This window comes from Hymenobacter sp. ISL-91 (assembly GCF_018613725.1).
Lineage (GTDB): Bacteria > Bacteroidota > Bacteroidia > Cytophagales > Hymenobacteraceae > Hymenobacter.
This window is the reverse complement of the sequence record NZ_JAGGPS010000019.1, coordinates 1-26,855: the sequence shown is the minus strand read 5'-3', so window position 1 is coordinate 26,855 and position 26,855 is coordinate 1. Positions and strand designations below refer to the sequence as shown.

General features: G+C 57.6%; 26 protein-coding genes and 1 tRNA gene. 17 read left to right on the top strand and 10 right to left on the bottom strand.

The features are described 5' to 3' along the window. Window positions 1-35: 35 nt before the first annotated feature. Together J7E24_RS08835 and J7E24_RS08830 are read left to right on the top strand one after the other, a co-directional pair. Window positions 36-941, top strand: a complete 906-nt coding sequence (locus J7E24_RS08835) for a DUF6929 family protein (protein ID WP_215137263.1) — start codon at window positions 36-38, stop codon at window positions 939-941. A gap of 353 nt (window positions 942-1,294) precedes the next feature. Next, entirely contained in the window at window positions 1,295-1,573 is a 279-nt protein-coding gene (locus J7E24_RS08830) for a hypothetical protein (protein ID WP_215137261.1), read from the top strand. A gap of 102 nt (window positions 1,574-1,675) precedes the next feature. Here the strand turns inward: J7E24_RS08830 and J7E24_RS08825 are convergent, their stop codons facing one another. Further along, a complete protein-coding gene (locus J7E24_RS08825; RefSeq protein WP_215137259.1) occupies window positions 1,676-3,277 on the bottom strand; it encodes a serine aminopeptidase domain-containing protein in 1,602 nt (533 codons plus the stop codon). 73 nt (window positions 3,278-3,350) lie between these two features. After that, window positions 3,351-4,355, bottom strand: a complete 1,005-nt coding sequence (locus J7E24_RS08820; RefSeq protein ID WP_215137257.1) for a fasciclin domain-containing protein — start codon at window positions 4,353-4,355, stop codon at window positions 3,351-3,353. 232 nt (window positions 4,356-4,587) lie between these two features. Here J7E24_RS08820 and J7E24_RS08815 point away from each other — a divergent pair, with 232 nt between their 5' ends. Further along, entirely contained in the window at window positions 4,588-5,469 is an 882-nt protein-coding gene (locus J7E24_RS08815) for a hypothetical protein (RefSeq protein ID WP_215137255.1), read from the top strand. Between the two features lie 131 nt (window positions 5,470-5,600). Then, complete coding sequence (gene aspA / locus J7E24_RS08810; RefSeq protein WP_215137253.1) at window positions 5,601-7,013, top strand: aspartate ammonia-lyase; 1,413 nt, start codon at window positions 5,601-5,603, stop codon at window positions 7,011-7,013. Window positions 7,014-7,039: 26 nt separating this feature from the next. Here aspA and J7E24_RS08805 read toward each other — a convergent pair whose 3' ends face one another. Next, entirely contained in the window at window positions 7,040-7,594 is a 555-nt protein-coding gene (locus J7E24_RS08805; protein WP_215137251.1) for a GNAT family N-acetyltransferase, read from the bottom strand. A gap of 90 nt (window positions 7,595-7,684) precedes the next feature. On the opposite strand from J7E24_RS08805, the gene J7E24_RS08800 reads away from it, so the two are divergent. The 9 genes from J7E24_RS08800 (at window position 7,685) to J7E24_RS08760 (ending at window position 14,570) form a co-directional block, all read left to right on the top strand. Next, on the top strand, window positions 7,685-8,359 hold the full coding sequence (locus tag J7E24_RS08800) for a response regulator transcription factor (RefSeq protein ID WP_215137249.1): 675 nt from the start codon (window positions 7,685-7,687) through the stop codon (window positions 8,357-8,359). 132 nt (window positions 8,360-8,491) lie between these two features. Next, window positions 8,492-9,868, top strand: a complete 1,377-nt coding sequence (locus tag J7E24_RS08795) for a sensor histidine kinase (RefSeq protein WP_215137247.1) — start codon at window positions 8,492-8,494, stop codon at window positions 9,866-9,868. Window positions 9,869-9,975: 107 nt separating this feature from the next. Then, on the top strand, window positions 9,976-10,287 hold the full coding sequence (locus tag J7E24_RS08790) for a hypothetical protein (RefSeq protein ID WP_215137245.1): 312 nt from the start codon (window positions 9,976-9,978) through the stop codon (window positions 10,285-10,287). A 48-nt stretch (window positions 10,288-10,335) separates the two neighbouring features. Next, window positions 10,336-11,277 (top strand): SdiA-regulated domain-containing protein, encoded by a 942-nt coding sequence (locus J7E24_RS08785; RefSeq protein ID WP_215137243.1) that lies wholly within the window; start codon window positions 10,336-10,338, stop codon window positions 11,275-11,277. 34 nt (window positions 11,278-11,311) lie between these two features. Next, window positions 11,312-11,842 carry a heme-binding protein gene (locus J7E24_RS08780; protein WP_215137241.1) on the top strand — a complete coding sequence of 177 codons (531 nt, stop codon included), beginning with the start codon at window positions 11,312-11,314 and terminating at the stop codon, window positions 11,840-11,842. A 52-nt stretch (window positions 11,843-11,894) separates the two neighbouring features. After that, window positions 11,895-12,323 carry a hydroxyisourate hydrolase gene (gene uraH, locus J7E24_RS08775; RefSeq protein ID WP_215137239.1) on the top strand — a complete coding sequence of 143 codons (429 nt, stop codon included), beginning with the start codon at window positions 11,895-11,897 and terminating at the stop codon, window positions 12,321-12,323. Between the two features lie 132 nt (window positions 12,324-12,455). Beyond that, window positions 12,456-12,920, top strand: a complete 465-nt coding sequence (locus tag J7E24_RS08770; protein ID WP_215137237.1) for an META domain-containing protein — start codon at window positions 12,456-12,458, stop codon at window positions 12,918-12,920. Window positions 12,921-13,113: 193 nt separating this feature from the next. Further along, window positions 13,114-13,539, top strand: coding sequence for a nucleoside diphosphate kinase regulator (gene rnk, locus J7E24_RS08765; RefSeq protein ID WP_215137235.1), 426 nt, complete (start codon window positions 13,114-13,116; stop codon window positions 13,537-13,539). A gap of 257 nt (window positions 13,540-13,796) precedes the next feature. Then, entirely contained in the window at window positions 13,797-14,570 is a 774-nt protein-coding gene (locus tag J7E24_RS08760) for a TerC family protein (RefSeq protein WP_215137233.1), read from the top strand. Window positions 14,571-14,783: 213 nt separating this feature from the next. Here J7E24_RS08760 and J7E24_RS08755 read toward each other — a convergent pair whose 3' ends face one another. From J7E24_RS08755 to J7E24_RS08725, 7 genes are all read right to left on the bottom strand, one after another. After that, window positions 14,784-15,458: an MCP four helix bundle domain-containing protein gene (locus J7E24_RS08755; RefSeq protein ID WP_262898868.1), complete on the bottom strand. Its 675-nt coding sequence runs from the start codon at window positions 15,456-15,458 to the stop codon at window positions 14,784-14,786. 239 nt (window positions 15,459-15,697) lie between these two features. Continuing rightward, window positions 15,698-16,057: a hypothetical protein gene (locus tag J7E24_RS08750; protein ID WP_215137230.1), complete on the bottom strand. Its 360-nt coding sequence runs from the start codon at window positions 16,055-16,057 to the stop codon at window positions 15,698-15,700. A gap of 201 nt (window positions 16,058-16,258) precedes the next feature. After that, on the bottom strand, window positions 16,259-17,530 hold the full coding sequence (locus J7E24_RS08745) for a chloride channel protein (RefSeq protein WP_215137228.1): 1,272 nt from the start codon (window positions 17,528-17,530) through the stop codon (window positions 16,259-16,261). Window positions 17,531-17,660: 130 nt separating this feature from the next. After that, on the bottom strand, window positions 17,661-18,884 hold the full coding sequence (gene clpX, locus J7E24_RS08740) for an ATP-dependent Clp protease ATP-binding subunit ClpX (protein ID WP_215137226.1): 1,224 nt from the start codon (window positions 18,882-18,884) through the stop codon (window positions 17,661-17,663). 313 nt (window positions 18,885-19,197) lie between these two features. After that, window positions 19,198-19,908 carry a ClpP family protease gene (locus J7E24_RS08735; protein WP_262898867.1) on the bottom strand — a complete coding sequence of 237 codons (711 nt, stop codon included), beginning with the start codon at window positions 19,906-19,908 and terminating at the stop codon, window positions 19,198-19,200. Between the two features lie 175 nt (window positions 19,909-20,083). Then, window positions 20,084-21,412: a trigger factor gene (tig, locus tag J7E24_RS08730; protein WP_215137224.1), complete on the bottom strand. Its 1,329-nt coding sequence runs from the start codon at window positions 21,410-21,412 to the stop codon at window positions 20,084-20,086. A gap of 127 nt (window positions 21,413-21,539) precedes the next feature. Next, window positions 21,540-21,621, bottom strand: a tRNA-Leu gene (locus J7E24_RS08725). A 213-nt stretch (window positions 21,622-21,834) separates the two neighbouring features. Here J7E24_RS08725 and J7E24_RS08720 point away from each other — a divergent pair. The 4 genes from J7E24_RS08720 to J7E24_RS08705 all read left to right on the top strand — a co-directional run bounded on the left by J7E24_RS08720 (window position 21,835) and on the right by J7E24_RS08705 (window position 26,364). Then, the gene (locus J7E24_RS08720) at window positions 21,835-24,039 is read left to right on the top strand and encodes a RelA/SpoT family protein (RefSeq protein WP_215137222.1); all 2,205 of its coding nucleotides are present in this window, start codon (window positions 21,835-21,837) and stop codon (window positions 24,037-24,039) included. 221 nt (window positions 24,040-24,260) lie between these two features. Continuing rightward, window positions 24,261-24,749, top strand: coding sequence for a Fur family transcriptional regulator (locus J7E24_RS08715; protein WP_215137220.1), 489 nt, complete (start codon window positions 24,261-24,263; stop codon window positions 24,747-24,749). Then, window positions 24,746-25,093, top strand: a complete 348-nt coding sequence (locus tag J7E24_RS08710) for an STAS domain-containing protein (protein ID WP_176910228.1) — start codon at window positions 24,746-24,748, stop codon at window positions 25,091-25,093. The genes J7E24_RS08715 and J7E24_RS08710 overlap by 4 nt, the downstream gene beginning before the upstream one ends. Beyond that, window positions 25,093-26,364, top strand: coding sequence for an adenylosuccinate synthase (locus J7E24_RS08705; RefSeq protein WP_215137218.1), 1,272 nt, complete (start codon window positions 25,093-25,095; stop codon window positions 26,362-26,364). The genes J7E24_RS08710 and J7E24_RS08705 overlap by 1 nt, the downstream gene beginning before the upstream one ends. Window positions 26,365-26,855 lie beyond the last annotated feature (491 nt).

Here is a 26,855-nt window from a genome sequence, read left to right as displayed (position 1 = left end):
GCCCGGCGCGGCGGCTCCGCTACCCGATTGCTGCCATGCATGCTATAGTTCAGCGCGAAGTTGCTCTGCCTAATCTGCCCTCCGCTTCGGGCGCCGAACTGATAGGCGACGCGCTCTATATTATCGGCGACGACTCGCCGTGGCTTTACCGGCTCGATGCGGCCACACTGGCCACCGACGAGGCCACGGCACTGTTCGAAACGGCCCATTTCAGCCAGGGGCGCATTCCCAAGCACCTCAAGCCCGACCTGGAGTGCCTGACTTTTGTTTGTGCTACCGATGGTGCAAGCGGGCTGCTGGCCTTGGGCTCGGGTGCCACCCCGGCCCGCGAGCAGGGCTACTGGGTGCCGCTGGCCGGCCCCGAAAAATTGCCCGGCAGCGTGTACCCATTAGGTATGGCGGGGCTATACGCGGCCTTGCGGCCGCATCTGCCAGCCGGGGCCACGCTCAACCTGGAGGCCGCTGCCGCTACCGAAACCGAGCTGTTGCTGTTGCAGCGCACAGTAGGGGCCGCCGTTGGCGGCAACCTGATGTTTCGGATGCCGCTGGCCGCCACATTGGCTTTTCTGTACCGCCGGCAGCCCCTGCCACCCCCGGTGCGGGTACAACGTTTTCAGCTGCCAGCTATTAATGGGAAGCCGGCCGGTTTCTCGGGAGCCGCCTGGTTTGCGGGCCGGCTGTTTGTAACCGCTTCAGTAGAAGACACGGCCGACGCCGTGCTCGACGGGGCTGTTCTGGGTTCGTTTGTAGGCGTTCTGCCCCCCAAAGCGGGTACTGCCGCTTTGGCCCGCCTGCTCTGGCCCGACGGCCGGCCCTACCTCGGCAAGGTGGAAAGCGTAGCCGTGCGCCGCCAGCTGGCTCGTGGCCGCTTCGAGCTACTGCTGGTAACCGACGACGATACGGGCGGCTCGACGGCCGTATTGGCCGAACTCGTTGTTTAAGTCATCAGTTCGTGTGGCCCTTACCCGGATAGGAAAAGGCAGAAGCGCTTCTTGGTGATTTAGGAGCGGTAAAATCGGGCTGCCATTGGTTTGGAAACCAATAGTTGAACGGGGCTTACGAATAGAATGAAGCTGTTTACAAAGTCGGAAGAACGTCATGCTGAGCTTGCCGAAGCATCTCTACCGTTTCGTTGAACGACTGCTACGAAGCAGTAGAGATGCTTCGGCAAGCTCAGCATGACAGTTTCGCAACCATTGACGGCTTTGTAAACAGCTTCGATAACTCAGGGAATTATCCAGTGGATAGGGGTGTTTTTTCAGGGTTGTTATTCTGTCATTCTTTCCCCGATTTTATGTTGTTGCTTCCCACCCGTTTTATGTATCCCGTGAGTGCCGTGCAACTGCAGGAGCGCCAGGGTTTGCTGCCTGCCGAGTTCCTGCCCGCCATCGAGCAGCTGCGCCCTTTTCTGGAAAAAGAGCAGGCCTATGGCGAAATCTGTACTACTACTATCGAGTCGTCGAAGGGGCGGATGCTGCTGGTGTCTTATTGCAAAAGCTACGCCCCAGAACAGGGGTTTGTGGTGGAGATTCTGGACATTGAAGTACTGGCCCCGCTGGCCCGGGCAGCGTAAAATAGCTGTGGCCGTTGTTGGCTGCCACAAAGCAACTGGGGCCGTTTTCTCATGGGAAACGGCCCCAGTTGCTTTATTTTTATAGTGACTGATAGGTATACTTTACTTGGCTGGTGGGGCCAGGGCCTGAATCCAGCTGCGGATGGCATCGAGGGCGGCTGTGGATACTGCCGGAGATTGCCGGCCGTCGATAAGCGGCCACTCGTTGGCCGGGCCCTGAAACAGGTGGTTGACGCCAGCCAGCTGGCGGCTTTCAGCCAGTTTGGTGCCCTTCAGGCCTTTCGTCAGCAGGCCGAGATTAACGTCGGGGCTAAGCAGCAAATCGTCGGAGCCGTGTAGCAGCAGCACCGGGCACTGTACCGCGGCCAGTTCCTGCTGAGGGTAGAAGCGTAGGTACGAGCGGGCCCAGGGCGTAGTGAGGCGGTCGGCTACCGTAGCATAGGCCGAATCGGGCTGGTTGGGGCGTTGCACTCGCAGTGCCTGCAGCAGCAGGTCGCGGGCAGTGGCATCGTCGGGGGTGCGGCGCACAATATCGAGCAGGGGCCGCTGCTCCCGGGCCAGGGCTTCCAGGCGCTTCTTCTCCTCGGCCCGCTGCCGTAAAAACACCTGTTCCTGCTGTATCTGTAGCTGCGCTGCGTTGGCACCACTGCTGCGCATTTTCTCTACCCGGTTCTGTGCGGCTACCTGGGCAGCGTTTCGCTCGCGGGTGGTACGGGCCAGCAGCGTATCGGCCATGGCGGCATGCCAGCCCACGGCAGGCTGGGCGCTAAGCACCTCCAGGCCCGACTGCCCAGCGGCGGCCAGCGTGATTACAAAGGCCGGAGGCAAGGGGCGGCCGGCGGCCAGCAACGCCACGTTGCCCCCTTCGCCGTGGCCCAGCAAGCCCAGGTTTGCTTTGTCGAGTAGCGGCTGGGTGCGCATAAACTGCAGGGCCGTCTGGGCGTCGCGGGTCCGGTCTTCGGGGCTGCTCAGCTCAGTGCGGCTCCCGGTTTCGCCCACGCCCCGGTCGGGGAAACGCAGCACGGCAATACCGCGCCGGGTCAGGTAATCGGCCAAACCGCCCAGCAGTTTGTAGTCGCCATAGCGGCCATCCTGGTCCTGGGCACCCCAGTCGGAGAGCAGCGCTACCGCCGGGAAGGGCCCCTCGCCGGCCGGGATGGTGAGCGTACCGGCGAAAACGATTTTGTCGGCTTCGTTGGCGAATTTCACCTCCTGCACCCGGTAGGGAGGCGGAAACTTGAAACTTTTGGGGGCGGCGGCCACCGGGGGCGGCACAAACTCCAGCGTGAGGGCCGCCTGATAGCCGGGCTGGCTCCAGATGCCGGTCAGGCGGTTGCCTTCGGGGGTACGCACACCCTTAAACCGGCAACCTACCTGCTCGGCCACAAACAGCACCGTATCGCCCCGTTGCTCCACCGACGTAGGAATTCGGTTGATGCGCTGAGGCACCACATTTAGCACGGCAAAGCGGTTGCCACTGGCCAGCTCCGTTACGATAAGCTGAATGGGAAGACTGCCGCCTGGCACGGCCAGAGGGCCTTTCCATTCACCTTCGAGTGAGTACTTGCCCGGGCCTTGCGCCCGCACCGGCTGCACTCCTGCCAGCAGCAGCAGCAGTAGCCCCGCCAGCAACCCCGCTAGTGCCGGTAAGCTTAAGTGAAACGTCGCGCGCTGAAAGCGGCTAAGTGCTGTATCAATAGTCATAAGGTTGCCACCCGCAAGGTGTGGAGTATACAGTGGGGCTTTTGGCAGCCCGCCGCCGGAAGCCTATCGGGTATTAGGGCAGCAGAACTCGGTTGATTACATGCACTATCCCATTGGTGCACTGCACATCGGGGATTACCATGCCAGCCGGGGCAGCGTTGCCAGCGCCCTGCACCGTGAGCGTGCCGGTGGCGAAGGGACCCAGGCGCAGGCTGCCGCCACCCAGCGCTTTTACCGCAGCGTTTTCGGGCAGCTCCGGCGTGAACAGGCTGCCGGCTACCACATGATTGAGCAACACGGCCTGCACAGTGGCTTTGGGTAGCCTGCGGATATCAGCCGGCACCAGCAGCGGCACGTTCAGTAAGGTGCCCAGGTCGCGGAAAGCCTGATCGGTGGGCGCAAAAACGGTGAGCTGTGGGCCGCCCGGCGTGGCCGACAGGGCACCAGCCAGATCGGCGTACACCACGGCTTCCACCAGAAATGTCAGCTCGGGCTGTACAAACACCTTCGCCTCGCTTAGTGCCACCGCCGACTGCACGATATCTACTCCGGTGGCCAGCAATACCTTATCCACTACATGAATGGTGCCGTTGGCGGCTGGTACGTCGGTGGCCACGATGCGCGAACCATTGACGTAGCGTGTGCCATCGGCCCGGACCACAATGCGGCGGGTTACTGGCATATCCTGGGCGGAAGTCAGGGCCGAGGGTGAGGTGCTGCCGGCCGTCAGTTCGGTGCCTGGCAGGTTGCCGCTGGCTACATGGTAATACAGCGTGTTGGTCAGGAACCCCTTCTGCAGGCTGTTCAGGTCGGCTGCCGCATTCAGGCCCAGCCGGGCGAAAGCCGTGTTGTTGGGCGCGAAAACAGTGAAGTTACCACTGGGGTCATTAGGATTTTTATTGGACAGCAGCGGCACCACCCCGCCTCGAACGGCTGCATCTTCCAATATCTGGAAATCGGTGGTGTTTACGGCAATGGCCGCAATTGAGGGGGTGATATCCTGCTTTTCGGAGCAGCCAGCCAGCAGCATCGAAACAGCGCCAAAGAAGTAAAAACGCCCTGTAAAGAATTTATTCATGTTTTTGACAAACAAAAATTGGGTTTTTTCGGCAGTCGTTGCCGAGGTCAGGGCGTATTAACGAGAACAAAAGTTCTTCGGATTTAGTGAATTTGCAAACCGCGGGCTAATTATTTTCCGTAAGTCGGCAACCAGAATAACGGCGAAAGGCTACTTTTGTTCTCAAATCGAGAATTGTGTTATTCCGGTTAAAGCTCTTTAACTTTCTTTCTTGTTTAACCTCTTTTTTTCGATGAAACAACACTACTTCTCGCCCATCATGGCTGTTTTGCTGCTGAGCGCGCTGCACACCTCGGCTCAAAGCCTAAGCAACGGCTTTATGTCGGGCCGCAAACACGGTTCGGTTTCCATCTCTACTACCCAGGAGTGGTATCAGCAGGTATATCTGGTACCCGAAAAGGTAGACCGCGTTCCGATTTTCGAGCGGATTCAGATTCAATCGGTCAATGTGTTTGCCAACTACGGCCTCACCGATAAAATCGAAGCCGTTGTAAGCCTGCCCTATGTCCGCTCCGAAGGCCATGCCAGCGAGCAGGTACTCAGCGACCTGGGCTATACCAATGTGCGCCAGGGCCTGCAGGACGTAACCGGGCTGCTCAAGTTCAAAGCCTACTCCACGGTGCTGGGCAGCAGCGTACTCAATTTGCTGGGTGCCGTGAGCGTGAGTACGCCGGCCAGCAACTATAAAAGCGAGCAGGGACTGGAGTATATTATTGCCATCGGCAACCGCGCTACCAAAGTGTCCAGCTCCGGTATTGCGCACCTGCAAACGGCGTCGGGCGTGTTTGTAACCGGGCAGGCGGGCTACAGCCTGCGCTCGGGCCGGGTGCCCAACGCCTTTTTGGCCGAGCTGAAAACCGGTTATGCGGGTCCTTCTATTTACGTTGACGGCTGGGCTACCATGCAACGCTCGGGCTCGGGCACCGACATCCTGCAGCCGGGCTTCGACGGCTTTTTCCCGGCTACCCGCGTTAACTTTATTCGGGTGGGCGTGAGCGGTTTTCGGCCGCTGGCGCAGGGCTTTGGGCTGGTAGTGGGCGGTAGTACCTATGTGGCGGGCCGCAACGTAGGTAAGTCTACGGCTGTAACCGGCGGTTTGGCTTACAACTTCTAGGCACTGTATCAAACACGCCGCCCCAACCGCAGCAGCCACCTGGTAGCGCCACTCTGGCACTGCCGGGTGGCTGCTGTGGTTAGGGGGCTTACCTTCGTCCTCTACTTCCCACCATCTGCTACTCACTGCTTATGACAACTGCCGACTTCCGCCTCGAACACGATTTTCTGGGTGAGCGTGAAATTCCGAACCGGGCCTACTATGGCATCCAGACGCTGCGGGCCCTCGAAAATTTCGCCATTACGGGCATTCCGCTCTCTTCCGAGCCGCTGTTTGTGCGCGCGTTGGCCTTCGTGAAAAAGGCTGCCGCCCTGGCCAACCACGAGTTGGGCGTGCTGCCCGTCGACATTGCCCAGGCCATTGCCGCCGCCTGCGACCGGGTGGCAGCCGGCGAGTTCAACGACCAGTTTCCGACCGACATGATTCAGGGCGGCGCGGGCACCTCGGTGAACATGAACGCCAATGAGGTAATTGCCAACGTGGCCCTCGAAATCATGGGCCACCAGAAGGGCGAGTACCAGTTCTGCCACCCTAACAACCACGTCAACTGCTCGCAGAGTACCAACGACGCCTACCCCACGGCCTTCCGCATTGCCCTCAGCCTAAAGCTGGTGAGCTACAGCAAAGGCCTTGGCGAGCTGGCCGAAGCCTTTGCCGCCAAGGGCAACGAGTTTCGCGACGTGCTGAAAATGGGCCGCACCCAGCTCCAGGATGCCGTACCAATGAGCATGGGCGACGAGTTAAACGCCTTCGCCAACAACCTGCGCGAGGAACTCTCGCGCATCGAGGACAGCCGCCGCCTTATCAGCGAAATAAACATGGGCGCCACGGCCATCGGCACCGGCGTAAATGCCCCCAACGGCTACGCCGAGTTGGTTACGCGCCACCTAAGTGCCATTGCGGGCCTGGAGCTGCTGCTGGCCGGCGACCTGTTTGAGGCTACCTACGATACGGGCGCCTACGTGCAGCTTTCGGGCGTACTGAAACGCACGGCCGTCAAACTGTCCAAAATCTGCAACGATTTGCGGCTGCTTTCCTCGGGCCCACGCTGCGGTTTCAACGAAATCAACCTGCCCGCCCAGCAGCCCGGCTCCAGCATCATGCCCGGCAAAGTAAACCCGGTTATTCCCGAAGTAGTGAACCAGACGGCCTACTACGTTATCGGGGCCGACCTGACGGTGACCATGGCTGCCGAGGCGGGCCAGCTGCAGCTCAACGTGATGGAGCCGGTTATCAGCTTCGCGCTGTTTACCAGCATCAGCTACATGAGCAACGCCTGCCGCACACTGCGCGAAAAGTGTGTGGTGGGTATCACGGCCAACCGCCAGCACGCCGCCGAGCTGGTGTATGGCAGCGTGGGCATCGTCACGCAGCTCAACCCGCTGCTCGGCTACGAGGCCTCGGCCGATATTGCCAAGGAGGCCCTCAAAACCGGCAAATCCGTCCACGATATTGCTGTAACCGAGCGCGGCCTGCTCACGCAGAAAAAGTGGGACGAAATCTTCACCTTCGAAAACCTGATTCGCCCGGACTTCATCCAGTAAATGAGTGCGGTTGCGCGCAACTGTAGTTATGCGCCCACGCGGCGCTCCAGCAACACAATGGGCTCGTTGTGGTAGGTCGGGCGGGCAATTTCGCGGTAGCTGAAGCGGGCGGCCAGCCGAAGCGAGGAGGCATTTTCGGGGTTGATGATGCAGACGGTGCGCGGGGCTGCCAAGTGTGCATCGGCCCAGGCGAGGGCGGCGGCTACGGCCTCGGCGGCGTAGCCCTGCCCGTGCAGGCGCGGGGCCAGCACCCAGCCGGCTTCCGGAACGTCCTTGATGGAAGGCGTGAAGTCGCGGTGGTATTCGGCCAGGCCTACCGTGCCGCAGAAACGACCAGTGGCCCGCTCTTCCAGCGCCCAGTAGCCGTAGCCCAGTAGCGCCCAGTGCCCGATGAGGGTAAGCATACGCCGCCAGGTATCCTCCTCGGGCATTGGTTGTTTAGTCAGGTGACGATAGAAATCGGGGTCTTGGTGCAGGGCGACGTACTCGGGCAGGTCCTCGATGCGGAAGGCGCGGAGGAGCAGCCGCTCGGTTTGGAGTTCGGGAACGAGGCCGGGCGGGGTAAAGCGGGGAGCGTGCATGAGGGCAAGTTGCGAAAAACGTGCGAACTGCCGGGCCGCTGAGCCGCCGCCGGGTTTACCGTAGCTTTGGGCATTCTCAGCTTCCGGTTTATGAAAGTACTGTTGGTAGAAGACGAGCCGAAGCTCGCGTCGTTCGTCGAAAAAGGCTTTCGGGGCGAAGGCTACGAGCTCGATGTGGCCTACGATGGCCAGATGGGCCTGTCGCTGTTCCGGCAAAACGAGTACGACCTGGTGATTCTCGACGTGAACCTGCCCCACTACAACGGCTTCGAGCTGTGCCGGCTGATCCGGCTGGAGAACCCCGAGGTGCCGGTGCTGTTCCTCACGGCCCTCGACAGCCTCGACGACAAAGTGCGCGGCTTTGAGGCCGGTGCCGACGACTACCTGGCCAAGCCCTTCAAGTTTCAGGAGCTGCTGCTACGGGCCCGCGCCCTTACCAAGCGCCAGGCCGGCCGCTCGGCCGTAACCCGCACCCTGCGCCTAGCCGACCTGGAGTTGAACCTGGAGCGCAAAACCGTGATGCGCGCCGGCCAGCGCATCGAGCTCACGGCCCGCGAATACACGCTGCTCGAATACCTGCTGCTCAACCGTGGCCGTATCATCTCGCGGGTCGATATTACTGAGAAGGTCTGGGAGCTCGACTTCGATACCAATACCAACGTTATCGACGTGTACATCAGCCACTTGCGTCGCAAGCTCGACAAGGGCTTCTCTCCCAAGCTCATCCATACGGTAGTAGGCATGGGCTACGTGATGCGGGAGTGATGAATTATGAATTAGTCCATCTGAAACCCTCTCATACTAAGCCAGAATTTGCTTGATGAGATATAAACGAGTCAGGTTTCCAGTTGCGCGAAATTCAGAATTCATAATCCAAAATTCATAATTATAAAAGGCATGCTGTTTCGGAATCAGTTGATGCTGTGGTTCATGGCGCTGGTATTCACCATTCAGCTGTGCCTGACGGCGTTTATTTACTACTACAGCGTGCGGGCGCGGGAACTGCGCTTTTACCACCGCCTCGAAAGCAAGGCCGAGCAGACCGCCCACCTGCTCATCGGCCGGCTCGATTTGAAGCCCGAAGACCTGAGCAGCCTGCGCAAGAAGGATTTGCTGACGATGCATAATGAGCGCATCAGCATTTATGAGCCCGGGGGGGAGCTGGTCTTTCATATTGCACAGGAGAAGAAGGATGCTGGTGCGCCCACGACCGATGCGGCCTATTTCAGCCAGATTACGCGCCAGCAGCCCGCCCGCTTTCATAAGGGGGCCGTGGAGGTGCTGGGTATGCAGTACCGGCATAAGGGCCAACGCTACCTGATTTTTGTGGCCGGGCGCGATGCATTCGGGCGGCGCGAGTTTGCCACCTTGCGCGCCATTCTGCTGGGCGGCAACCTGGGGGCGCTGGTGCTGATTATTGGGGCGGCCTGGCTTTTTGCGGGTCGCCTGTTGCGGCCTCTGGCGCGCATGGTGGCCGAGGTGCGCGGCATTACGGCCAGCAGCCTGCGCCAGCGCGTGAACGAAGGCAACCGCCGCGACGAAATTGCTCAGCTGGCCATGACCTTTAACGAGATGCTGAGCGGGTTGGAACAGACCTTTGAGGCGCACAAAAACTTCGTGTCGCACGCCTCGCACGAGCTGCGGACCCCCCTGGCTACGGTGCTGGGTACCCTCGAAACGGCCGCCGCCTACGACCCCGACCTGCCCACCGCCCGCCGCAGCATGGAGTCGGCGGTGGAAGAAATTCAGAAAGTTATTGACCTTACCAACGGCCTGCTGGCCCTGGCCAAGGCCGAGGGGGCGGCTCCGGCCGCCGAACGGGTGCCCTTTGATGATGTGGTACTGCGCGCCGTGGCCAGCTGCCGCACCCGCTACCCCGGCCGCACGGTGCAGGTAGATTTCGGCCAATGGCCCGATGCCGTAGAAGTGCCATTCGGCACCCGTGGCAACGAGCAGCTACTGCACACGGCCGTGCTTAACCTGCTCGATAATGCCTGCAAGTACTCGGCCGGCAGCGTAACCGTGCAGCTGCAGTACAACCCCGCCCGCCAGTTGTGGCTGCGTATTGCCGACACTGGGGCTGGCCTAACGGCCGCCGAACTGGCCCGCCTGACCGAGCCGCTGTTTCGGGGAGAGAACAGCCGCGACCGGCCGGGTTTTGGCCTGGGCCTGCCCATTACCCAGAAAATTGTGCAGGCCCACGGCGGTCAGTTGCGCATTACGTCGGTGGTGGGGGAGGGCACGCAGGCCGAAATGGTGTTGCCGGCCGCCTGATGCGCCCTGCATTCCGACCGGCAGTTAACTCTATTTTAATGTAGAACTCAGACGGCGTTAATACCGGAGAAATACTTTTGTATTCTATCCACTGTAGCGCACTACGTATGGTTGCTCCTGTTAACCCCAATGGCTCTTTGCTGGCCTGGCTGCTGGCCGGAGCATTGGTGCTATCGGTGGGCGTAAACCTGTACTGTCTCACGCCCGAATACCAGTCGGTGCGGCAAAGCCGCACAGCAGCGTCTCATACGCTGGGTTTCTTCGACGATGACGACGACGACGAAGGCCAGGATAGTGCCTGGACTGCCCTGCATGATGAACTGCGCCAGACGCGCCTGCGCCTGGCGGCCTGCCAGGGCCGGGCAACCGCGTCGGTAGCGGCCGACGGTGCTGCGGCCGATTCGCTGGCCCGCCGCTGACTTCCCTTTATTTCTTTTACTGGTTACCCGAACCCAATCATACCTGGTATGTTCAACCCACTGTTTTTGCCCCTGGCGCTGTTGCTCAACTACTGCGCGCCTGCTTCCGATACCCCCACGATGCTGGCTGCCACCGCTGCTACTGGCCCGGGTATCAGCAGCGGCAGCGTGCCGCTCACGAGCCGCCTGGCCTACGATTTCAGCCGGCCAGCTGCCACGTATCCTATGCCTGCCGAGCTGGCTGAGCTATCGGGGATTGTGCTGAGCCGCGACGGCCAGCTGACCGGCGTGCAGGACGAAGCGGGCCGACTCTACGAGTACAGCCTGGCCGATAAGCGCGTGACCAACACGGTGGATTTCGGACCGGCCGGCGACTATGAAGACCTGGCCCGGGTGGGCGACGACTGGTTTATCCTGCGCAGCGACGGTACGCTGTTTCGCTATTCGGCTACCGGTACCAAGCAGTATCAAACCGGCCTCACTATCGACAATAACGCCGAGGGCCTTACCTACGATGCCCGCTCGAAAACGCTGCTGGTGGCCTGCAAAGGCACTCCGGGTGGCGACCTGACCGCCACCAAACGCGCCGTGTACCGCCTCGACCCCACCACCTACAAGGTACAAACGCCGGCGGCCTACGTGCTTGATGTTGATGCCATTGTGGCGGCCGTACCCCAGCCTGCTGCTCCGGAAGCAACAACGAAAGGCAAAAAGGGCAAGAAGGGCGCGGGCGGATTCAAGAGCTTTGCGCCTTCGGCCGTAGCTGTCCATCCGCTCACCGGACACGTATTCGTATTATCGGCCCGCCAGAATGCGCTGGTGGAGCTGGCCGACAACGGCGAGCTGCTGGCCGTTGCAACGCTGCCGGAAAATCTGTTTCCGCAGGCCGAAGGACTGGCCTTTACGCCCGCCGGCGACCTGTACATTGCCACTGAGGCCGGCAAAAAGTCGGGCCAGGCACTGGTACATCTGTTTCGCCAGCAGCGCTAGGCTCGTTTCCTGTTTTAATTGACATGCATACCTGATGCGTAAAGTAAGAAAACTGGCCGGCCTGAGCTTGGCCATGTTGCTACCGGGCCTGGCCGTGGCACAAACCACCCGGCCGGCTGCTCCCAGTACCAGCATTGCGGTAGCGCCGGCTTTTCGCCTGACGCTGGCCACTGCCCTGGAGCTGGCGGCCCGCGCCCGTGCCAAGGCGGCCACGCTTAACCACCAGGTGTCGGTGGCCGTAGTAGATGCCAGTGGCCAGACCATATTGCTCGCGCAGGGCGATGGGGTAGGGCCGCATAATACCGAGGCATCCCGCCGCAAGGCTTTCACCGCTTTATCAACTAAAACCTCCACGCTGGTGCTGGGTCGCAAAGCCCGCGCCAACCCCGATACCCAGAACCTGGCTAATCTGCCCGAACTGCTGCTGCTTGGCGGCGGAGTACCCTTGCGCTACCAGGGCCAGGTAATTGGGGCAATAGGTGTATCGGGCGGGGGCGGGGCCGAAAACGACGACCTCATCGGCCACGCGGCCAGCATGCCCGAAGCGGGCATTACCACTCCGTAGTTCACGGCTGCCTCTGGCGGCCATCTTTTACTTGTAGTCCTGTCAATTTCGCATGAAAAACCTTCTGATTGCCCTTCTGAGCTTGTTGCCACTGCTAAGCATGGCCCAGCAAAAGTCTCAGACTCCGCCAGCCTACCAGCTGAGCACCCATATCCTCGACATCAACCAGGGCATGCCAGCGGCGGGCGTAACGGTGCGCCTCGAAAAGTATGATGCGGCCAAGAAAAGCTGGCGGGCGGTGGCCGAAAGCCAGACCGATGCGGCTGGCCGTATCGGCAACTTCCTGCCCACCGCTGGTCAGCCAGCCGGACAGCAGGGTATTTTTAAACTCACTTTCCTCACCAAGCCGTACTTCGAAGCCAAAAAGCAGCAGTCGTTTTACCCCTACATTGAAGTGGTATTTGAGCTGACGGATGGCGCCCACTACCATGTACCGATTACGCTGTCGGCGTTTGGCTACTCCACTTACCGGGGCAGCTGATTTTCGCCTCTGTTCTTCTTTTTCACTGTGTGCAAGACCTACGTCTGGGCATAGATAGGTAGCGCGAAGCCCCGGCTTCGCGCTACCTACTTTTAGCTGCTTTTGCGTACGTCATGACCCCAAAAGACTACCATGAAAAACTGCCTGCTTGCGCTGCTACTCGCGCCCATACTGCTAACCGGCTGCGAATCGACTAAAAATGCGGTAACCATGCCCGAAAGCACTGCCGGAATGAAGCCAAACACCAATGGCCTGCTAAACCGGCACTGGCAGCTGGTGATGCTGGAAGGCCAGCCCGTGAAAATGGTTGCCGGCCAGGAGCGCGACGCCTACTTCATGCTCACCGACAGTAGCCGCGTGGTGGGCTACGGGGGCTGCAACAACCTCAACGGCTCGTACGAGCTGAACGAGCAGCAGATGCGCCTACGCTTCACCAACGTGCTCACAACACTTCGTGCCTGCCCCGGCCCCGAAAATGAGCGTGGTTTCCTCGATGCCCTCAACCAGGCCGACAATTACACCCTGCAGGGCGACACACTGATGCTGAACGTGGGCCGCCGCGCCCCGCTGGCCGTATTCCATGCAGTATATAAATAAGTTGCAGCAGCGCTAGCCAGGAGGTATTTGCCCGCTGACCCTGGGCGCAAATCATCATCTGCCGTTGCTAGTGGCCACCTGCCACCAGCGGCGCACTGCCCGGCCCGCACCCTTTTTAGTAACTTGAGCAAAGCACTTCGGCCACCTGCTGGCCATGCCGTGCATATTCTTTCATTTTTTTGCCTTTTCATCCATGAAATCCACCCCATCTACTTCCGGCCCCATCTATATTACGAAGGTCGATTACCAGCGCCTGCTCGAACTGGTACGCCTGGAGCGCCAGCAAACGGGCAATCGGGTGGTTGAAGGGTTGGAGCGGGAGTTGAAGCGGGCCGAAATGGTGGATTCGTATGAGGTGCTGCCTGACGTGGTAACGATGAACTCGTGCGTGCGACTGCGCAACGTAACCAACGACAGTACGCTCGAAATTACGCTCGTATATCCCCGCCACGCCGACATTAAGGCCAACAAAATATCCATTCTGGCCCCCGTGGCCACTGCCGTACTCGGCTGCCGCCCCGGCGATACAGTGGTGTGGCCCATGCCCAAGGGCGAGGCTACTTACCTGGTTGAGGCCGTGTTGCACCAGCCTGAGGCCAGCGGCGACATGGTGAGCTAACAGCATAATAGCACCTGTACAAAGCGCCTGCAGCGCGAAGCTCCAGCCGCGGACTATAGCTGCAGGGCGCAACTCTTTTGCGTAAGTTCTGTAAGGAAAGGGGCGTATTTTTGCCACCGGGTTTCCTCCCTTCCTTTCAATGCAATTTGCGCCCCGGTAACAACCCCGCGTCATACCTGGCAACGGCTACAACATGTTGAGGAAGCCGCATTCGCCTGAACCTCCAATTTTTCACCTTTACCACTTCCTTACGTTTCATGTACGACTTTGCCGCTTTCGCTGAGCCTGCTACCTGGGTTAGTCTGCTCACGCTGACGCTGATGGAAATAGTGCTGGGCATCGATAATATCATCTTTATCTCCATCATCGTCAACCGGCTGCCGGCCGCGCAACAGGCGCGCGGGCGTACAATCGGCCTTATTCTGGCCTTGGTATTCCGGCTCGGACTGCTGCTGAGTATCAGCTGGATTATTGGGCTGCGGGAGGCACTGTTTACGCTTAATCTGCCCTGGCAGGATGTGCCGTTCGGCGTGAGTGGCCGCGACTTGATTCTGCTGGGCGGTGGCCTGTTCCTGATTTACAAAAGCACCACCGAGCTGCACACCAAGCTACAGGGCGAAGAGGAAACAGACACACCCAGCGTCGGCTCGGCTACCATGAGCAATGTCATCTTCCAAATTATCTTGGTCGACATTGTATTCAGCTTCGATTCCATTCTGACGGCCGTCGGCTTGGTCGACAACGTGCTGGTGATGATTATAGCCGTGGTTATTTCAATGGGCCTGATGTTGGCCTTCTCGGGTGCAGTAGCTGGCTTCGTCAACAACAACCCTACTATCAAGGTGTTGGCGCTGTCGTTCCTGATTATGATTGGGGTGATGCTGGTAATGGAAGCCGGTCACCAGGAAATCGAGAAGGGCTACCTGTACTTCGCAATGGCTTTCTCGCTGCTGGTCGAGCTATTCAACATTCGGCTGCGCAAAAAGTCGCCCCAAGGCCCCGTGCACCTGCGCGATTCCAACTTCGATTAAGCGGCCTATGCCCAATAGCGTGGGGCCCTGCTGCATCCGGCGTAAGCCAGGTACGGCAGGGCCCCACGCTGTTCTGGAGGCTGATGGCCATTGATTATTTGGCGGGCAACCCGGGCCGAGCGTCCGCCCACGCCCAGGCACAGGCTCCCTGGGTAGTCGTTAGCTGTGGCTTGCGCACAGCGGCACAAGCCTACCTCAACCCGGGTTGATATGTCAGTTCATCCGAAAATCCGGCAGTTTTTTCGAAGCCAACGGATGGCGCGCCGTCAGGAGCGCATGCTGGATGGCCAGCGTAAAAAACAGCAGCAACGCAATTTTAATGTTGCTCAGCAGCTCAGCGTTTCCCTCCGTCGCCCGGGCCCGTAGTAGCAGTTGCTGGCCCACTCGCTGCTGAATTCGTTTGAGTTGGCCGAGGCTGTTGTGTAGCTGCCGGAACTGTCGTGCTACCTCCGTGGCCTGCGTGGCTGTGAGTGGCCCAGCCGCCGCCACCAATTGCCCTTCGAAAGCATTGAAGCGGTCAAGCTGTTTCTGAAACGCCCCTAGCGCTTGTTTCTCCTCGGCTACCAAGTAGGTTTCCCGGTGCTGCTGAACCAGCGCGTCGAGTTGCTGGCGGTATATAAGAAGCCGGGCCGGGGTAGCTGCCAAGCGGGCTGATGGCGCAGTGGCCAGATAATTTTCCAGCTCACTCTGCCGGGTATACAGCAAATCGTTGAGCTCATAAAGGCCCATTGCCGGCAGTAAGCGGTCTTGGTACAACGATGAAACCGACGTGCCTAAGCGGTGCAACAGGTGTCGTTCGAGCATGCTGCTGCCCAGTACGGCCAGCATCACGAGCAAAAACAGCACAAACAACCGGGTTCTGTAATGAATTCCAACAAGTATGTTCATGCTGTACGGGGCATATAAAATGGTAGCGTCGTTTGTTTTAGCTAATCCGCAACTACTAAAAATACGCGTTGAACACGACAATACCAACCGCCTGGAGGCTATGCCAAGCACTCAATGGCGGCCATCCCTGGCCCCACAGTTCGCACCGCCTGCCCCGCCCGAAATAATGCTGTTTAAGGCAGAACGAAATTACCCGCACAAATTGCCCTTTCTAAACAGCTTGAGGATGTTGATACTGTTCAGGCAAGCCGGACCCGCACATTTTCCAGCCAGTTGCGGGCCGCGGCTACGTTCGGAGCCGAGTACTCGATGCCCCAGAATACAAAATCGGTGCCGCAGCCCACTTCTCGTTCGCAGTAGCGTGCTTCATCTATAGCTTGTAGCACACTGGCCAAGTAGGCACAGTCGAGTTGGTCGGGAGCCGGAAAGTGGGTCTGCAACAGTGTTGGTACCTGCGCCGGCGTAGCGTGGGCAAACTGGTAAGCCAACCCTTCGGCGAAGTCGGCCGCATAGGGTGGGCGCTCCGGCGCCATGGGTGGCTCCGGCAGCCGTTGGGCCACCAAGTGCTGCCGTTGGGCTATAGTAGCAGGTCGAGGCATAGTAGATTCAGTCGAACTGTATGATTTCAGCCGGCTAATGGTGTTGCTATACAGCGTTTGTTATTGGGAAGCTGTCAGGAAAATACCCGGAATTAATCAGTATGTGGTTCTTTCGGCTTTGCAAACAGCTGTTAGCTAGCGGATAAAAGACAACTACAGCAGGAGGGAGGCCACAGGATGCGGACTAGCCAATATGCCCTGCTACTCGGGGCGACCCAGTTGCGCGTTGATGAGGGGCGTTTTGGGAGCCAGGAAGAAGCCGGTGAGACTGGCAAACATAATCGGGATGAATTGGTGGAAGCCCGTCATGGTAGCCAACAACACAGCCGTGCTGATGGGGGTGCGCGTCACGCAGGCGTTGATGGCGGCCATGCAGCTTACCAGAATCAGGGCCAAGTTTTGGCCTGGAAACAGCTGGTCGAGAATGAGGCCGGTGACGGCGCCCACAAAAAACAGCGGAATGATAAAGCCACCCCTCCAGCCCGAAGTAACGGTAAATGCAATGGCCAGCAACTTGGCAACCAGTAGTCCCAGCAACATCTGCAGCGTAAAAGGCTGCTCCAGCAGCACCTGTAGCTGGTCGTGGCTGAAGTAGCGCGACAGGGGCACGAAATACGCAATGGTGCCAACTATCAGGCCGCCCACCAGCATTTTGATGTAGATGGGTACCGTCATCAATGCAAAGCCTTTGCGCAGGCGTCGTACCAGAAAGATGAACCCCCAACCAACGGCTGTGCCTGCCAGACCGTACAGCACGGCGTAAAACGAGTCGTTGAGGGTAGGAGTACCCAGCACCGGAAACGACCAGGTTGGCCCAATGCCGATGTGGGTAATGAGCACGAATACCACGTAGCTCGAACAGCTGGCCACCAGTGCCGGCATCAGGGCCTGGTAATATTCCGTGACGTGCTTGTGGTGCAGAATTTCGAGGGCGAAGAGTGTGCCGCCCAACGGAGCCCCGAACAGGGCCGTAAAAGCCGCCGCCATACCCGCAATACTCAATGAGCGAAGGTCTTCGCCGCGAATACGCAGCTTACGGGCAATCCAGGTGCCAGTCGAGCCCACCACCTGCACCAACGGGGCCTCGGGGCCGGCGCTGCCACCGCTGGCAATGCACAGCAGCGACGAAAGCACCATTGCAGGGTTGTTGCCTGGCTCCAGCCGTCCTCCTTTAAAGCGGATGTTGTTCACAATGAGGTCCATCTCACCCGGGTCGCCCAATCGGTGGATAATCAGTCCGGCCAACAGTCCGGCCGCGCCCATCAGCGGAATAACGTACCCCCCCTCAACCCAGCTCAGCCCGTGCAGCAACAGCTCCAGCACCGTCCAGTAGAGCCCCGCAATCAGGCCGCCCACAATACCTATGGCTACCCAAAGTAGGAATATCTTGCTGAATACGAATGGGTTAAATCGTAGTGGCTGGTCGAGCTGCTGCCGCCACGCCAGCGCCCGGCGTCTCATGGTAAAGTTCATAGGGGCAAAGATACCACCCCTGTTTATTAGCTGAAAAGCGTCCGGCGTTCAGGCTTCTGTTCAGCCATACAGCACGGGGCCATCCTTCAGTATAGAAGGATGGCCCCGTGCTGTATGGCTGAATGGTAGGTTAGGCTGCTCGTAGCTGCTTCATAGCCGTCTGCTCAAACTTGCTTCGGGCGTAGTCCTCGTCGATTACCAACTCCTTGGTACCTTCCTCAGAAGGCATATCAAACATAGCATCAGTCATGATGCCTTCACAGATGCTACGCAGGCCCCGGGCACCGAGGCGGTACTCATCGGCTTTCACCACAATGTATTCCAGCGCGCCTTCCGAGAAGCTTAGCGCTATACCTTCCATGTCGAACAGGCGCTGGTACTGCTTCACAATCGAGTTCTTGGGCTCCGTGAGAATTTTGCGCAGCGTGGCGTGGTCGAGCGGATTGAGGTGGGTGAGTACTGGCAGGCGGCCAATCAGCTCGGGTATCAGGCCAAACGACTTAAGGTCCTGAGCCGTGACGTAGCGCAGGAAGTTGTTGGTGTCTACCTTCTCATCGAGCTGGGTTTTGGCAAAACCAATGGGCTTGGTGTTGAGGCGGTTTTTGATGATGCGCTCAATACCCACAAAGGCCCCGCCGCAGATGAAGAGAATATTCTCGGTGTTCACCGTAATCATCTTCTGCTCAGGATGTTTGCGGCCGCCGTGGGGTGGTACGTTTACCGTAGTGCCCTCCAGCAGCTTCAGCATGGCCTGCTGCACGCCCTCGCCGCTCACGTCGCGCGTGATGCTGGGGTTGTCGCTCTTGCGGGCAATTTTGTCTATTTCATCGATGTACACGATGCCGCGCTCGGCCGCTTCCACATTGTAGTCGGCAGCCTGCAACAGGCGCGTCAGGATGCTTTCCACGTCCTCGCCTACGTAGCCGGCCTCGGTAAGCACGGTAGCGTCGGCAATACAGAAAGGCACCTGCAGAATATTGGCCAGCATGCGCGTAAGGAAGGTTTTTCCCGTACCTGTTTCGCCCACCATGATGATGTTCGATTTTTCAATCACCACATCGTCTTTCTGCGGCGTCTGCATCAGGCGCTTATAGTGGTTGTACACCGCCACCGACATCACCTTTTTAGCTTCGTCCTGGCCCACCACATACTGGTCGAGATACTCCTTCATCTCTCGCGGCTTCACGAGGTTGAACTTCGGAGTCTTGGAAGTGGCCCGAATCTTATTTTCCTCGTTCAGAATTTGCTGGGCCTGCCCCACGCACCGTTCGCAGATGTGGGCATTGATACCCGAAATCATCACCGTAACGTCTTTCTTGCTCTTACTGCAGAAGGAACACGTAATATCTGCCATTGCTAAAGGAACTCGCTGAAATAGAGGAGAAGCCGGCTGGTTTACCCAGCCGGCCCCAAAGGTACGAAAACCCCAACGCCAACAGAGAGGCAAAACGTGCCGCTATGGGTGGAAGTCAGGAAAACAAAAAAGCCCGCACCAGCGGGCTTTTTTGGTATCAGGTTGCTAAACAACGTGTCATGCTGAGCGAAGCGGAGCGTAGTCGAAGCATCTCTACGACAATGCTACTCCATTAGATGCAACGAAGCGGTAGAACTGCTCCAACTATGCTCCGCCTTGCTCAGCATGATACCGTTTTGAGTTAGCCGTTCAATTACTCGGCCTTCTTCTTTTCGAGCACCTCGTCAATCAGGCCGTACTCTTTGGCCTCATCGGCGCGCATCCAGTAGTCACGGTCCGAGTTGTCGTGGATTTCCTGGTAGGTTTTGCCGGTGTGGTCAGCCAGGATGTCGTACAGCTCTTTCTTGAGCTTGAGGATCTCGCGAGCCGTAATTTCAATGTCCGACGACTGGCCTTGCGCGCCACCCGAAGGCTGGTGAATCATCACACGGGCGTGGGGGAGGGCCGAACGCTTGCCTTTAGCGCCACCAGCCAGCAATACAGCGCCCATCGAGGCTGCCAAGCCGGTGCAGATGGTGGCCACGTCGGGGTTCACGTACTGCATGGTGTCATAAATGCCCAGGCCGGCGTATACCGAGCCACCGGGCGAGTTGATGTAGAGCAGAATGTCCTTCTTGGCATCCACCGACTCCAGAAACAGCATCTGCGCCGTCAGGATGTTGGCCACGTAATCGTCCACCGCCGTGCCCAGGAACACAATCCGGTCCATGATGAGGCGGGAGAATACGTCGATTTCGGCGAAGCGGGTCGGACGCTCCTCAATTACCGAGCGGGTCATATTAGACGGCAACATCATGCCGTTGCGCACCTGGCCTTCTACGTGGTTCAGATACTGGTCAACGCCCAGGCCATTCAGACCCTGGCCCTTTACGGCAAACTTGCGGAACTCTTGTTTATTCAGCATGGGAGGTAATAGAAGTGAGATATTAGAAGTGAGAAGTGAGAAAAGAGTGGTTGATAAAAGAAGCGAAACTAAAAGTCTCACTTCTCACCTCTCCAATCTCACATCTAAACAAAAAAAGCCCCTACGACAAGTAAGGGCTTTTTTGTGGTTTTGAAAACCGGAACAGCGGCTAAGGTTAGCCGGCGTTCTGATTGCGGAAGTCCTCGGCCGTAATCTCGTTGTCGTTAACAACAACTTTGCCGCGCAGGTTTTCCAGCACTTTCTCTGCCAGAATGGCCTCGTACTCCTGTACGTAGTTCTTGCCATTCTCCTGGCGCAGGAAGTTATCAGCGAAGCCACGCACCGACTCTTCGAGCTCAGGCGTCATCTCCATGTTGAACTGGCCCAGGATTTTCTGCATCGTGCGGTCTACGATTTCCTCGTTTTCCACCTTCAACTCGTTGGCCTCTACTACCTTGTTGCGGATCATCGACCACTTCAGCTCCTTGGCGTAGTAGTCGTAGTGCTCCTCAATCTGCTCGGCGGTCAGCTTGCCTTCGTTGGCGCGCACCAGCCACTTCTTAAAAAACTCCTTAGGCAGCTCGATGCTCACGTTCTCCAGCATCTTGTCGATAATCTGACGGTTCATCAGGTTATCCGACTCCCGGTCGTAGTTCTCCATTACCGTTTCGGTCACCTTGGCGTCGAAATCCTCCTTCGACGTCACGATGTCCTTGCCGAACACCTTGTCGAATAGCTCCTGGTTGAACTCGGCGGGCGCCGTACGCTGCACTTTCTCCACGGTCAGGGTATAGGTGCCCTCCACGGCCTCGGCCTCCTCGCGGCTCATGCCGGTGAAGTTGGCAATGGTTTTAGCGTCGCCGTCGAACGCGTTTTTCAGGTCAAAGCTGATAACATCCTCAGGCTTGGCACCCACGAATTTATCGGCTTCGGCCTTCATTTTATTGGTTGGCAGCATCAGCAGGCGGCCTTCGCCTTCCTCGCCGTCTTTGCGCAGGCGGCCTACCAGGTAGTCGCCGGCTTCAGCAGCTTCGGGCTCGGTAGTTTCGCCGAACTGACGCTCCAACTGCTCGTAGGTTTCGTTCTTGGTATTCTCGTCGAGCGTCACTTTGTGGCGGTCAACGGTAATGGCCTGGTCAGCGGGCAGCTCGAAGTCGGGCAGCAGGCCCAGCTCGAACTGGAACGAGTAGTCCTTCTGGTTGTCAAAGTCAATGTCAGAAGCCACTGGCAGGGGCTCGCCCAGAATGCGCAGGTTGTTCTCCTTAATATAGCCATCAACCGACTTACCCAGCAGCTCGTTGATTTCGTCAACCAAAATGCCTTTGCCGTACATCTTGCGCACCAGCGTAACCGGCACTTTGCCGGGGCGGAAGCCCTTAATCTGGGCTTTCTTGCTGTATTCTTTCAGCTTGCTCTCTACGGCGGTGGCGTAATCGGCCTCCGTAAGGTTTACTGTCAGGATGGCATGAAGCTGGTCGTCTTGCTTGTCGAGGGTGATATCCACTGCTGGTCGGTTAAAGGTGCTACGTTGGGGTAAAAGGGCCGGTTTGGGACCGACCCCTAAAAAAGAAACCCCCAACGGGTGGGTTGAGGGTTTAAATATGGTTTCAGCTAAGCTAAAACCCACTTTGTGCGGATGGAGGGACTCGAACCCACACACCTTGCGGCGCCAGATCCTAAGTCTGGTGCGTCTACCAATTTCGCCACATCCGCAGTACGAGGCCAACTGCCTCGGGGGCGCAAAACTACGCAAGCGCCTTTACAAAACCAACGTCTTTCCCAACTACCTGCCTTATTATGTTTCTTCGGTGGGGCTTGTAGCGGCCCCGCCGCACCAACTCAGCCCCGTTGTTGTTACTTTCCGGCCGAGGGCCTCGTATCTTCGCTACTCGTTTTTTCGGTACCGCTCCGTGCCGCCCGCCCGCCATGTCCATCGCCATCGACCCTGAAGTAGAACGTCAGGAAATCCTGCGCCACTACCGCCGCCTGCTCCGTACTGCCAAACCTTCGCTTAAACCCGGCGATGCTAAGCTTATTAAAAAGGCTTTCAATACTTCGCTGGAAGCCCACAAGGAGATGCGCCGCAAGTCAGGTGAGCCCTACATTCTGCACCCGCTGGCCGTAGCTCAGATTGTAGTGGAGGAAATCGGTTTGGGCACTACCAGCATTGTAGCGGCGCTGCTGCACGATGTGGTAGAGGATACGCCCTGGGAAGTAGCCGATGTAGAGCGCGAGTTTGGCCCCAAGGTGGCGCGCATTGTCGATGGACTCACCAAAATTTCGGGCGTATTTGAATACGGCACCTCCGAGCAGGCTGAGAACTTCCGGAAAATGCTGCTCACGCTCTCCGACGACGTGCGCGTTATCCTTATCAAGCTCGCCGACCGCCTGCATAATATGCGGACGCTGGAGTCGATGCCTCGGCACAAGCAACTCAAAATATCGTCGGAAACCATTTACCTCTACGCCCCGCTGGCGCACCGGCTTGGCCTGTACACTATTAAAACTGAACTGGAGGACCTGCACCTCAAATACACCGACACTGAAGTGTATGAGGAGCTGGTAACCCAGGTGCGCCAGAGCCGCACGTCGCGCAACCGCTTCATCAAAGAATTTGTGCAGCCCATCGACGATGAGCTGAAAGCTCAGGGGTTCAAGTACGAAATAAAAGGCCGGCCCAAAAGCATCTATTCTATCCTCAAGAAGATGCGCAAACAGAATATCACTTTCGACGAAGTGTATGATCTGTTTGCCGTTCGTATCATTTTAGATGTGCCACCGGAGCAGGAAAAGGCGGCCTGCTGGCAGGTCTACAGCATCGTTACCGATTTCTACCAACCCAACCCCGACCGCCTGCGCGACTGGGTGAGCACGCCTAAAGCCAACGGCTACGAGAGCCTGCATACCACCGTTATGTCGCGCACCGGGCAATGGGTGGAGGTGCAGGTGCGCAGCCGCCGCATGGACGACATTGCCGAGAAAGGCTATGCCGCTCATTGGAAATACAAGGATACCGGCGTGCCGCAGCCCGAATCGACGCTGGAAAGCTGGATAAATAAGGTGCGCGAGATGCTGGAAACCAACAATTCCAGCGCCCTCGAATTCATGGACGAGTTCCGCCAGAACCTGTTCGTGAAGGAGGTGTATGCCTTTACACCCAAAGGCAAGCTCATCATCCTGCCCGATAAGGCCACCGCCCTCGATTTCGCCTTCGAGATTCACTCCCAGATTGGCCTGCAGTGCCTGGGGGCTAAAGTTAACCAAAAGCTGCAGCCCCTAAGCTATCAGCTCCACAACGGCGACCAGGTGGAAATCCTGACCTCCCAGAAGCAGCGCCCTACCGATGAATGGCTGCAGTACGTAACCACCTCCAAGGCCCGTACCCGCATCAAAGACTGGCTCCGCGACGACCGCAAAGCCAAAGCTGAAGACGGCCGCTTTCTGGTGGAAAAACGCCTGGAACTGATTGGCGTCGACGTAAATCCGGAAAACCTGAACAAGCTGTTGGCCTTTTTCAACGTCAGCAACCTATCCGAATTCTTTTATCGCATTGCCATTGGTCAGCTCGATGGGCGCGAAATCGTGCAGGCCGTGTTCAAAGATGGCGAGCTGCCACGGTTGCCTTCGCGCTTGGAGCCGCGTTCCTTCGACCACGAAGTGCAGAAAGTGCGCGGAGTGAATGCCAATATGCTTGTTATCGGAGAGCGTACCGACAAGTTCGACTACACCATCGCATCCTGCTGCAACCCCATCCCCGGCGATGATGTATTCGGCTTCGAAACCGATGAGGGCATCGACATTCACCGCACTTCCTGCCCTAAGGCCGTGCAGATGATGTCGAACTACGGTAACCGTATTGTGCGCGCCAAGTGGACGGAGCAGCTGGAACTGGCTTTTTTGGCGGGCATCCGCATCAAAGGCGCCGACCGCGTAGGTCTCGTCAACGACGTCACCCGGATCATCAGTACCAGTCTCAAAGTCAATATGCGCTCCATCACCATGGATTCTAACGACGGCGTCTTCGAAGGCCAGATCATGGTTTTCGTCAACGACACTGCTCATCTCAACCGTCTGATACAGCGCCTAAACAAAGTGAATGGGGTAATGACTGTAGAGCGGTTCGATTCTTAAATGACGTCAGAATAGCGGGATGAACCCTGTTCAGAGGATGAGTAATTGGTTAAAAGCTCTAAAAGGTATTCCGCAAAACCGAGAGTATATAACGGTATAACAACGGACCGGTTTTGGTAACTGTTACCAGTTCCAACTACTGATCAGCAGAAGTTTTCTTACTGTTTTCACTCCTTATAATACTTACTGTTTTCACTCCTTATAATATAAGAGCACGAAACATGGCAATTTCCGAGAAGCATCTCGATAAAGAAAAGTATGAGGAGGTGAAGAAGATTTTTACCGCTTACCTCGAAAACAAAGGCCTGCGCAAAACGTCGGAGCGCTATGCCATCCTGGAGGAAATATACTCCCGCACCGGCCACTTCGATGTCGAGCAACTATACGCCGGCATGAAGGAGCAGGGGCTGCGCGTGAGCCGGGCTACCGTGTACAACACGCTCGATTTGCTGGTGGAGCACGGCCTCGTAAGTCGTCATCAGTTCGGCCGTAACCTGGCCCAATACGAGAAAAGCTACGGCTACCGCCAGCACGACCACGTCATCTGCACTGAGTGCCACAAAGTAGTTGAGTTCTGCGACCCACGCATCCACGGCATCCAGACGATGGTAGGGGAGTTACTCAACTTCCATATCTTGCACCACTCTTTAAACCTGTATGGCGTGTGCGGCGACTGCCGTGCCCAGGCCACCGCCCTCCAAATCTCATGAAAACTGATTCCTCCGTCCAGGACGGTATTTTATTCGTGCGCCTCTCCGGCGACCTCATCGGTAGTCCCGACACCCAGCAACTACTCCAGAGCGTCGATCAGCACCTGGGCGAAGAGCTGCTTCATTGTGCCGTCGATCTGTCGGGCATCCGTTACATCAACAGCACCGGTATCGGCGTACTCGTGTCGTTGCTCACTAAGTTCCGCAGCCGTGGCGGTGAGCTGGTGCTTATCAACCCTGCCGACCATCCGCGCAAAATGTTGGCGCTAACCAAGCTGAACGCAATTTTTTCTGTGGCTGATGATGAAGCAGCGGCCACTCAACTTTTGAAAACCGCGAACTAATGCCCGTTGACGTACTGGTAGGATTGCAATGGGGCGATGAAGGCAAAGGCAAGATTGTCGATGTTCTCGCCCCCACGTACGATGTAGTAGCCCGTTTTCAGGGCGGCCCCAATGCCGGCCACACCCTCACCTTCGACGGTATCAAGCACGTCTTGCACCAAGTACCGTCGGGCATTTTCCATCCGCACATCCTCAATGTCGTTGGCAACGGGGTGGTGCTCGACCCGGTTGTCTTCCGTCAGGAGTTACAAAAGCTCACTGATCGGGGCGTCGACTACAGCCGTAACCTCTACATCTCCCGCAAGGCCCAGCTTATTCTACCCTCGCACCGCGCCCTCGACCGTATCAACGAGGAGTCTCGCGGAGGCGACAAGATTGGCTCTACGCTCAAGGGCATCGGCCCCACATACCAAGATAAAATCGGCCGTACCGGTCTGCGCGTCGGCGATATTCTGCTACCCGATTTTGAGCAGCGCTACCGTGAAGCTGTTGCCCGGCACGCCACCATTGCTGAATTCCACGGCCGCGGCCTCGACATTGAACAGTTCGAGGCCGATTTCTTTTCTGCCGTGGCCTTTCTGCGTACCCTTCAACTCACCGATACCGAGTACTTACTGAACGATTTGCTGCGCGAGGGTAAGAATATCCTAGCCGAAGGTGCCCAGGGTTCCATGCTCGATATTGATTTCGGTACCTATCCCTACGTTACGTCCTCCAGCACTATAGTAGCGGGCGCCTGCACTGGCCTCGGCATTGCCCCGCGCCACATCAATAAAGTGTACGGTATCAGCAAAGCCTACTGCACCCGCGTAGGCGCCGGTCCGTTCCCCACCGAGTTGCACGACGAAGTAGGGGAGCAGATCCGGGCCGCTGGCCGCGAATTTGGCGCGACTACCGGCCGCCCCCGCCGCTGTGGCTGGATCGATTTGCCCGCCCTGCGCTACAGCATCATGCTCAACGGCGTCACGGAAATCCACCTTATGAAGGCCGATGTGCTGGACGAATTCGACGAAATTCGTATTTGCACGCACTACCAGATGCCCAACAGTAAGCAAACCGACCATCTTCCCGATCATGGCGATTTAGAAAAACTGACCCCCATATATATAAGTATGCCCGGCTGGCGTACTAACCTACAGGCTCTCACTGATCCAAACGTACTTCCGGTAGAGTTAAAAGACTACGTTCAGTTTTTAGAAAAGCATCTCGAAGTGCCGATCAGCATAGTTAGTGTCGGCCCCGATCGGGTAAGTACGCTACACATGAACTAAACTAAAAAGAGAAATTAACTCTTGAAAAACCTGGATTGCTACCAGCAATCCAGGTTTTTTCTTTTCTATTAAAAGGTCCAAAAAGAAATCTTGATACAACAGTGAACCAATCGAGATATTCAACTGGTTACTATTCAGCCTGCTGACGCCAAAGGTTTCACAAACCTTAAAATATGTTGGAGAAGGCACTTGCAAAGTCATTGGTAAACTCCCACTTTTGCATCCCCAACCGGAACGCGGTGGGGATCACTACTTCTTCGGAAGCGGTGCTTGAAAAAAGTTGCCTTGTGGAGTTGCGGAAGTCGAAAAGGATTAGTTACCTTTGCACCCCGCTTCAATCGGAAGCGCTTGCACCTTGCTTAGACAAGCCACCTGAAAAGGCGGCGCAGGCTAGCGGGAAGGCCGAAAAAGAGAAAAACTTTTTCTTGCTTGGGTCTTGCAGAAAGCGAAAAGGATTAGTTACCTTTGTAGCCCGCTTCAACCGGAAGGGG

What these genes read in the sequence shown, in the direction of transcription:
- J7E24_RS08835 (WP_215137263.1), top strand. Translation starts at nt 36, where the DNA reads ATGCATGCTATAGTTCAGCGCGAAGTTGCTCTGCCTAATCTGCCCTCC.
- J7E24_RS08830 (WP_215137261.1), top strand. Translation starts at nt 1,295, where the DNA reads ATGTTGTTGCTTCCCACCCGTTTTATGTATCCCGTGAGTGCCGTGCAA.
- J7E24_RS08825 (WP_215137259.1), bottom strand. Translation starts at nt 3,277, where the DNA reads ATGACTATTGATACAGCACTTAGCCGCTTTCAGCGCGCGACGTTTCAC.
- J7E24_RS08820 (WP_215137257.1), bottom strand. Translation starts at nt 4,355, where the DNA reads ATGAATAAATTCTTTACAGGGCGTTTTTACTTCTTTGGCGCTGTTTCG.
- J7E24_RS08815 (WP_215137255.1), top strand. Translation starts at nt 4,588, where the DNA reads ATGAAACAACACTACTTCTCGCCCATCATGGCTGTTTTGCTGCTGAGC.
- aspA (WP_215137253.1), top strand. Translation starts at nt 5,601, where the DNA reads ATGACAACTGCCGACTTCCGCCTCGAACACGATTTTCTGGGTGAGCGT.
- J7E24_RS08805 (WP_215137251.1), bottom strand. Translation starts at nt 7,594, where the DNA reads ATGCACGCTCCCCGCTTTACCCCGCCCGGCCTCGTTCCCGAACTCCAA.
- J7E24_RS08800 (WP_215137249.1), top strand. Translation starts at nt 7,685, where the DNA reads ATGAAAGTACTGTTGGTAGAAGACGAGCCGAAGCTCGCGTCGTTCGTC.
- J7E24_RS08795 (WP_215137247.1), top strand. Translation starts at nt 8,492, where the DNA reads ATGCTGTTTCGGAATCAGTTGATGCTGTGGTTCATGGCGCTGGTATTC.
- J7E24_RS08790 (WP_215137245.1), top strand. Translation starts at nt 9,976, where the DNA reads ATGGTTGCTCCTGTTAACCCCAATGGCTCTTTGCTGGCCTGGCTGCTG.
- J7E24_RS08785 (WP_215137243.1), top strand. Translation starts at nt 10,336, where the DNA reads ATGTTCAACCCACTGTTTTTGCCCCTGGCGCTGTTGCTCAACTACTGC.
- J7E24_RS08780 (WP_215137241.1), top strand. Translation starts at nt 11,312, where the DNA reads ATGCGTAAAGTAAGAAAACTGGCCGGCCTGAGCTTGGCCATGTTGCTA.
- uraH (WP_215137239.1), top strand. Translation starts at nt 11,895, where the DNA reads ATGAAAAACCTTCTGATTGCCCTTCTGAGCTTGTTGCCACTGCTAAGC.
- J7E24_RS08770 (WP_215137237.1), top strand. Translation starts at nt 12,456, where the DNA reads ATGAAAAACTGCCTGCTTGCGCTGCTACTCGCGCCCATACTGCTAACC.
- rnk (WP_215137235.1), top strand. Translation starts at nt 13,114, where the DNA reads ATGAAATCCACCCCATCTACTTCCGGCCCCATCTATATTACGAAGGTC.
- J7E24_RS08760 (WP_215137233.1), top strand. Translation starts at nt 13,797, where the DNA reads ATGTACGACTTTGCCGCTTTCGCTGAGCCTGCTACCTGGGTTAGTCTG.
- J7E24_RS08755 (WP_262898868.1), bottom strand. Translation starts at nt 15,458, where the DNA reads ATGAACATACTTGTTGGAATTCATTACAGAACCCGGTTGTTTGTGCTG.
- J7E24_RS08750 (WP_215137230.1), bottom strand. Translation starts at nt 16,057, where the DNA reads ATGCCTCGACCTGCTACTATAGCCCAACGGCAGCACTTGGTGGCCCAA.
- J7E24_RS08745 (WP_215137228.1), bottom strand. Translation starts at nt 17,530, where the DNA reads ATGAACTTTACCATGAGACGCCGGGCGCTGGCGTGGCGGCAGCAGCTC.
- clpX (WP_215137226.1), bottom strand. Translation starts at nt 18,884, where the DNA reads ATGGCAGATATTACGTGTTCCTTCTGCAGTAAGAGCAAGAAAGACGTT.
- J7E24_RS08735 (WP_262898867.1), bottom strand. Translation starts at nt 19,908, where the DNA reads ATGCTGAATAAACAAGAGTTCCGCAAGTTTGCCGTAAAGGGCCAGGGT.
- J7E24_RS08720 (WP_215137222.1), top strand. Translation starts at nt 21,835, where the DNA reads ATGTCCATCGCCATCGACCCTGAAGTAGAACGTCAGGAAATCCTGCGC.
- J7E24_RS08715 (WP_215137220.1), top strand. Translation starts at nt 24,261, where the DNA reads ATGGCAATTTCCGAGAAGCATCTCGATAAAGAAAAGTATGAGGAGGTG.
- J7E24_RS08710 (WP_176910228.1), top strand. Translation starts at nt 24,746, where the DNA reads ATGAAAACTGATTCCTCCGTCCAGGACGGTATTTTATTCGTGCGCCTC.
- J7E24_RS08705 (WP_215137218.1), top strand. Translation starts at nt 25,093, where the DNA reads ATGCCCGTTGACGTACTGGTAGGATTGCAATGGGGCGATGAAGGCAAA.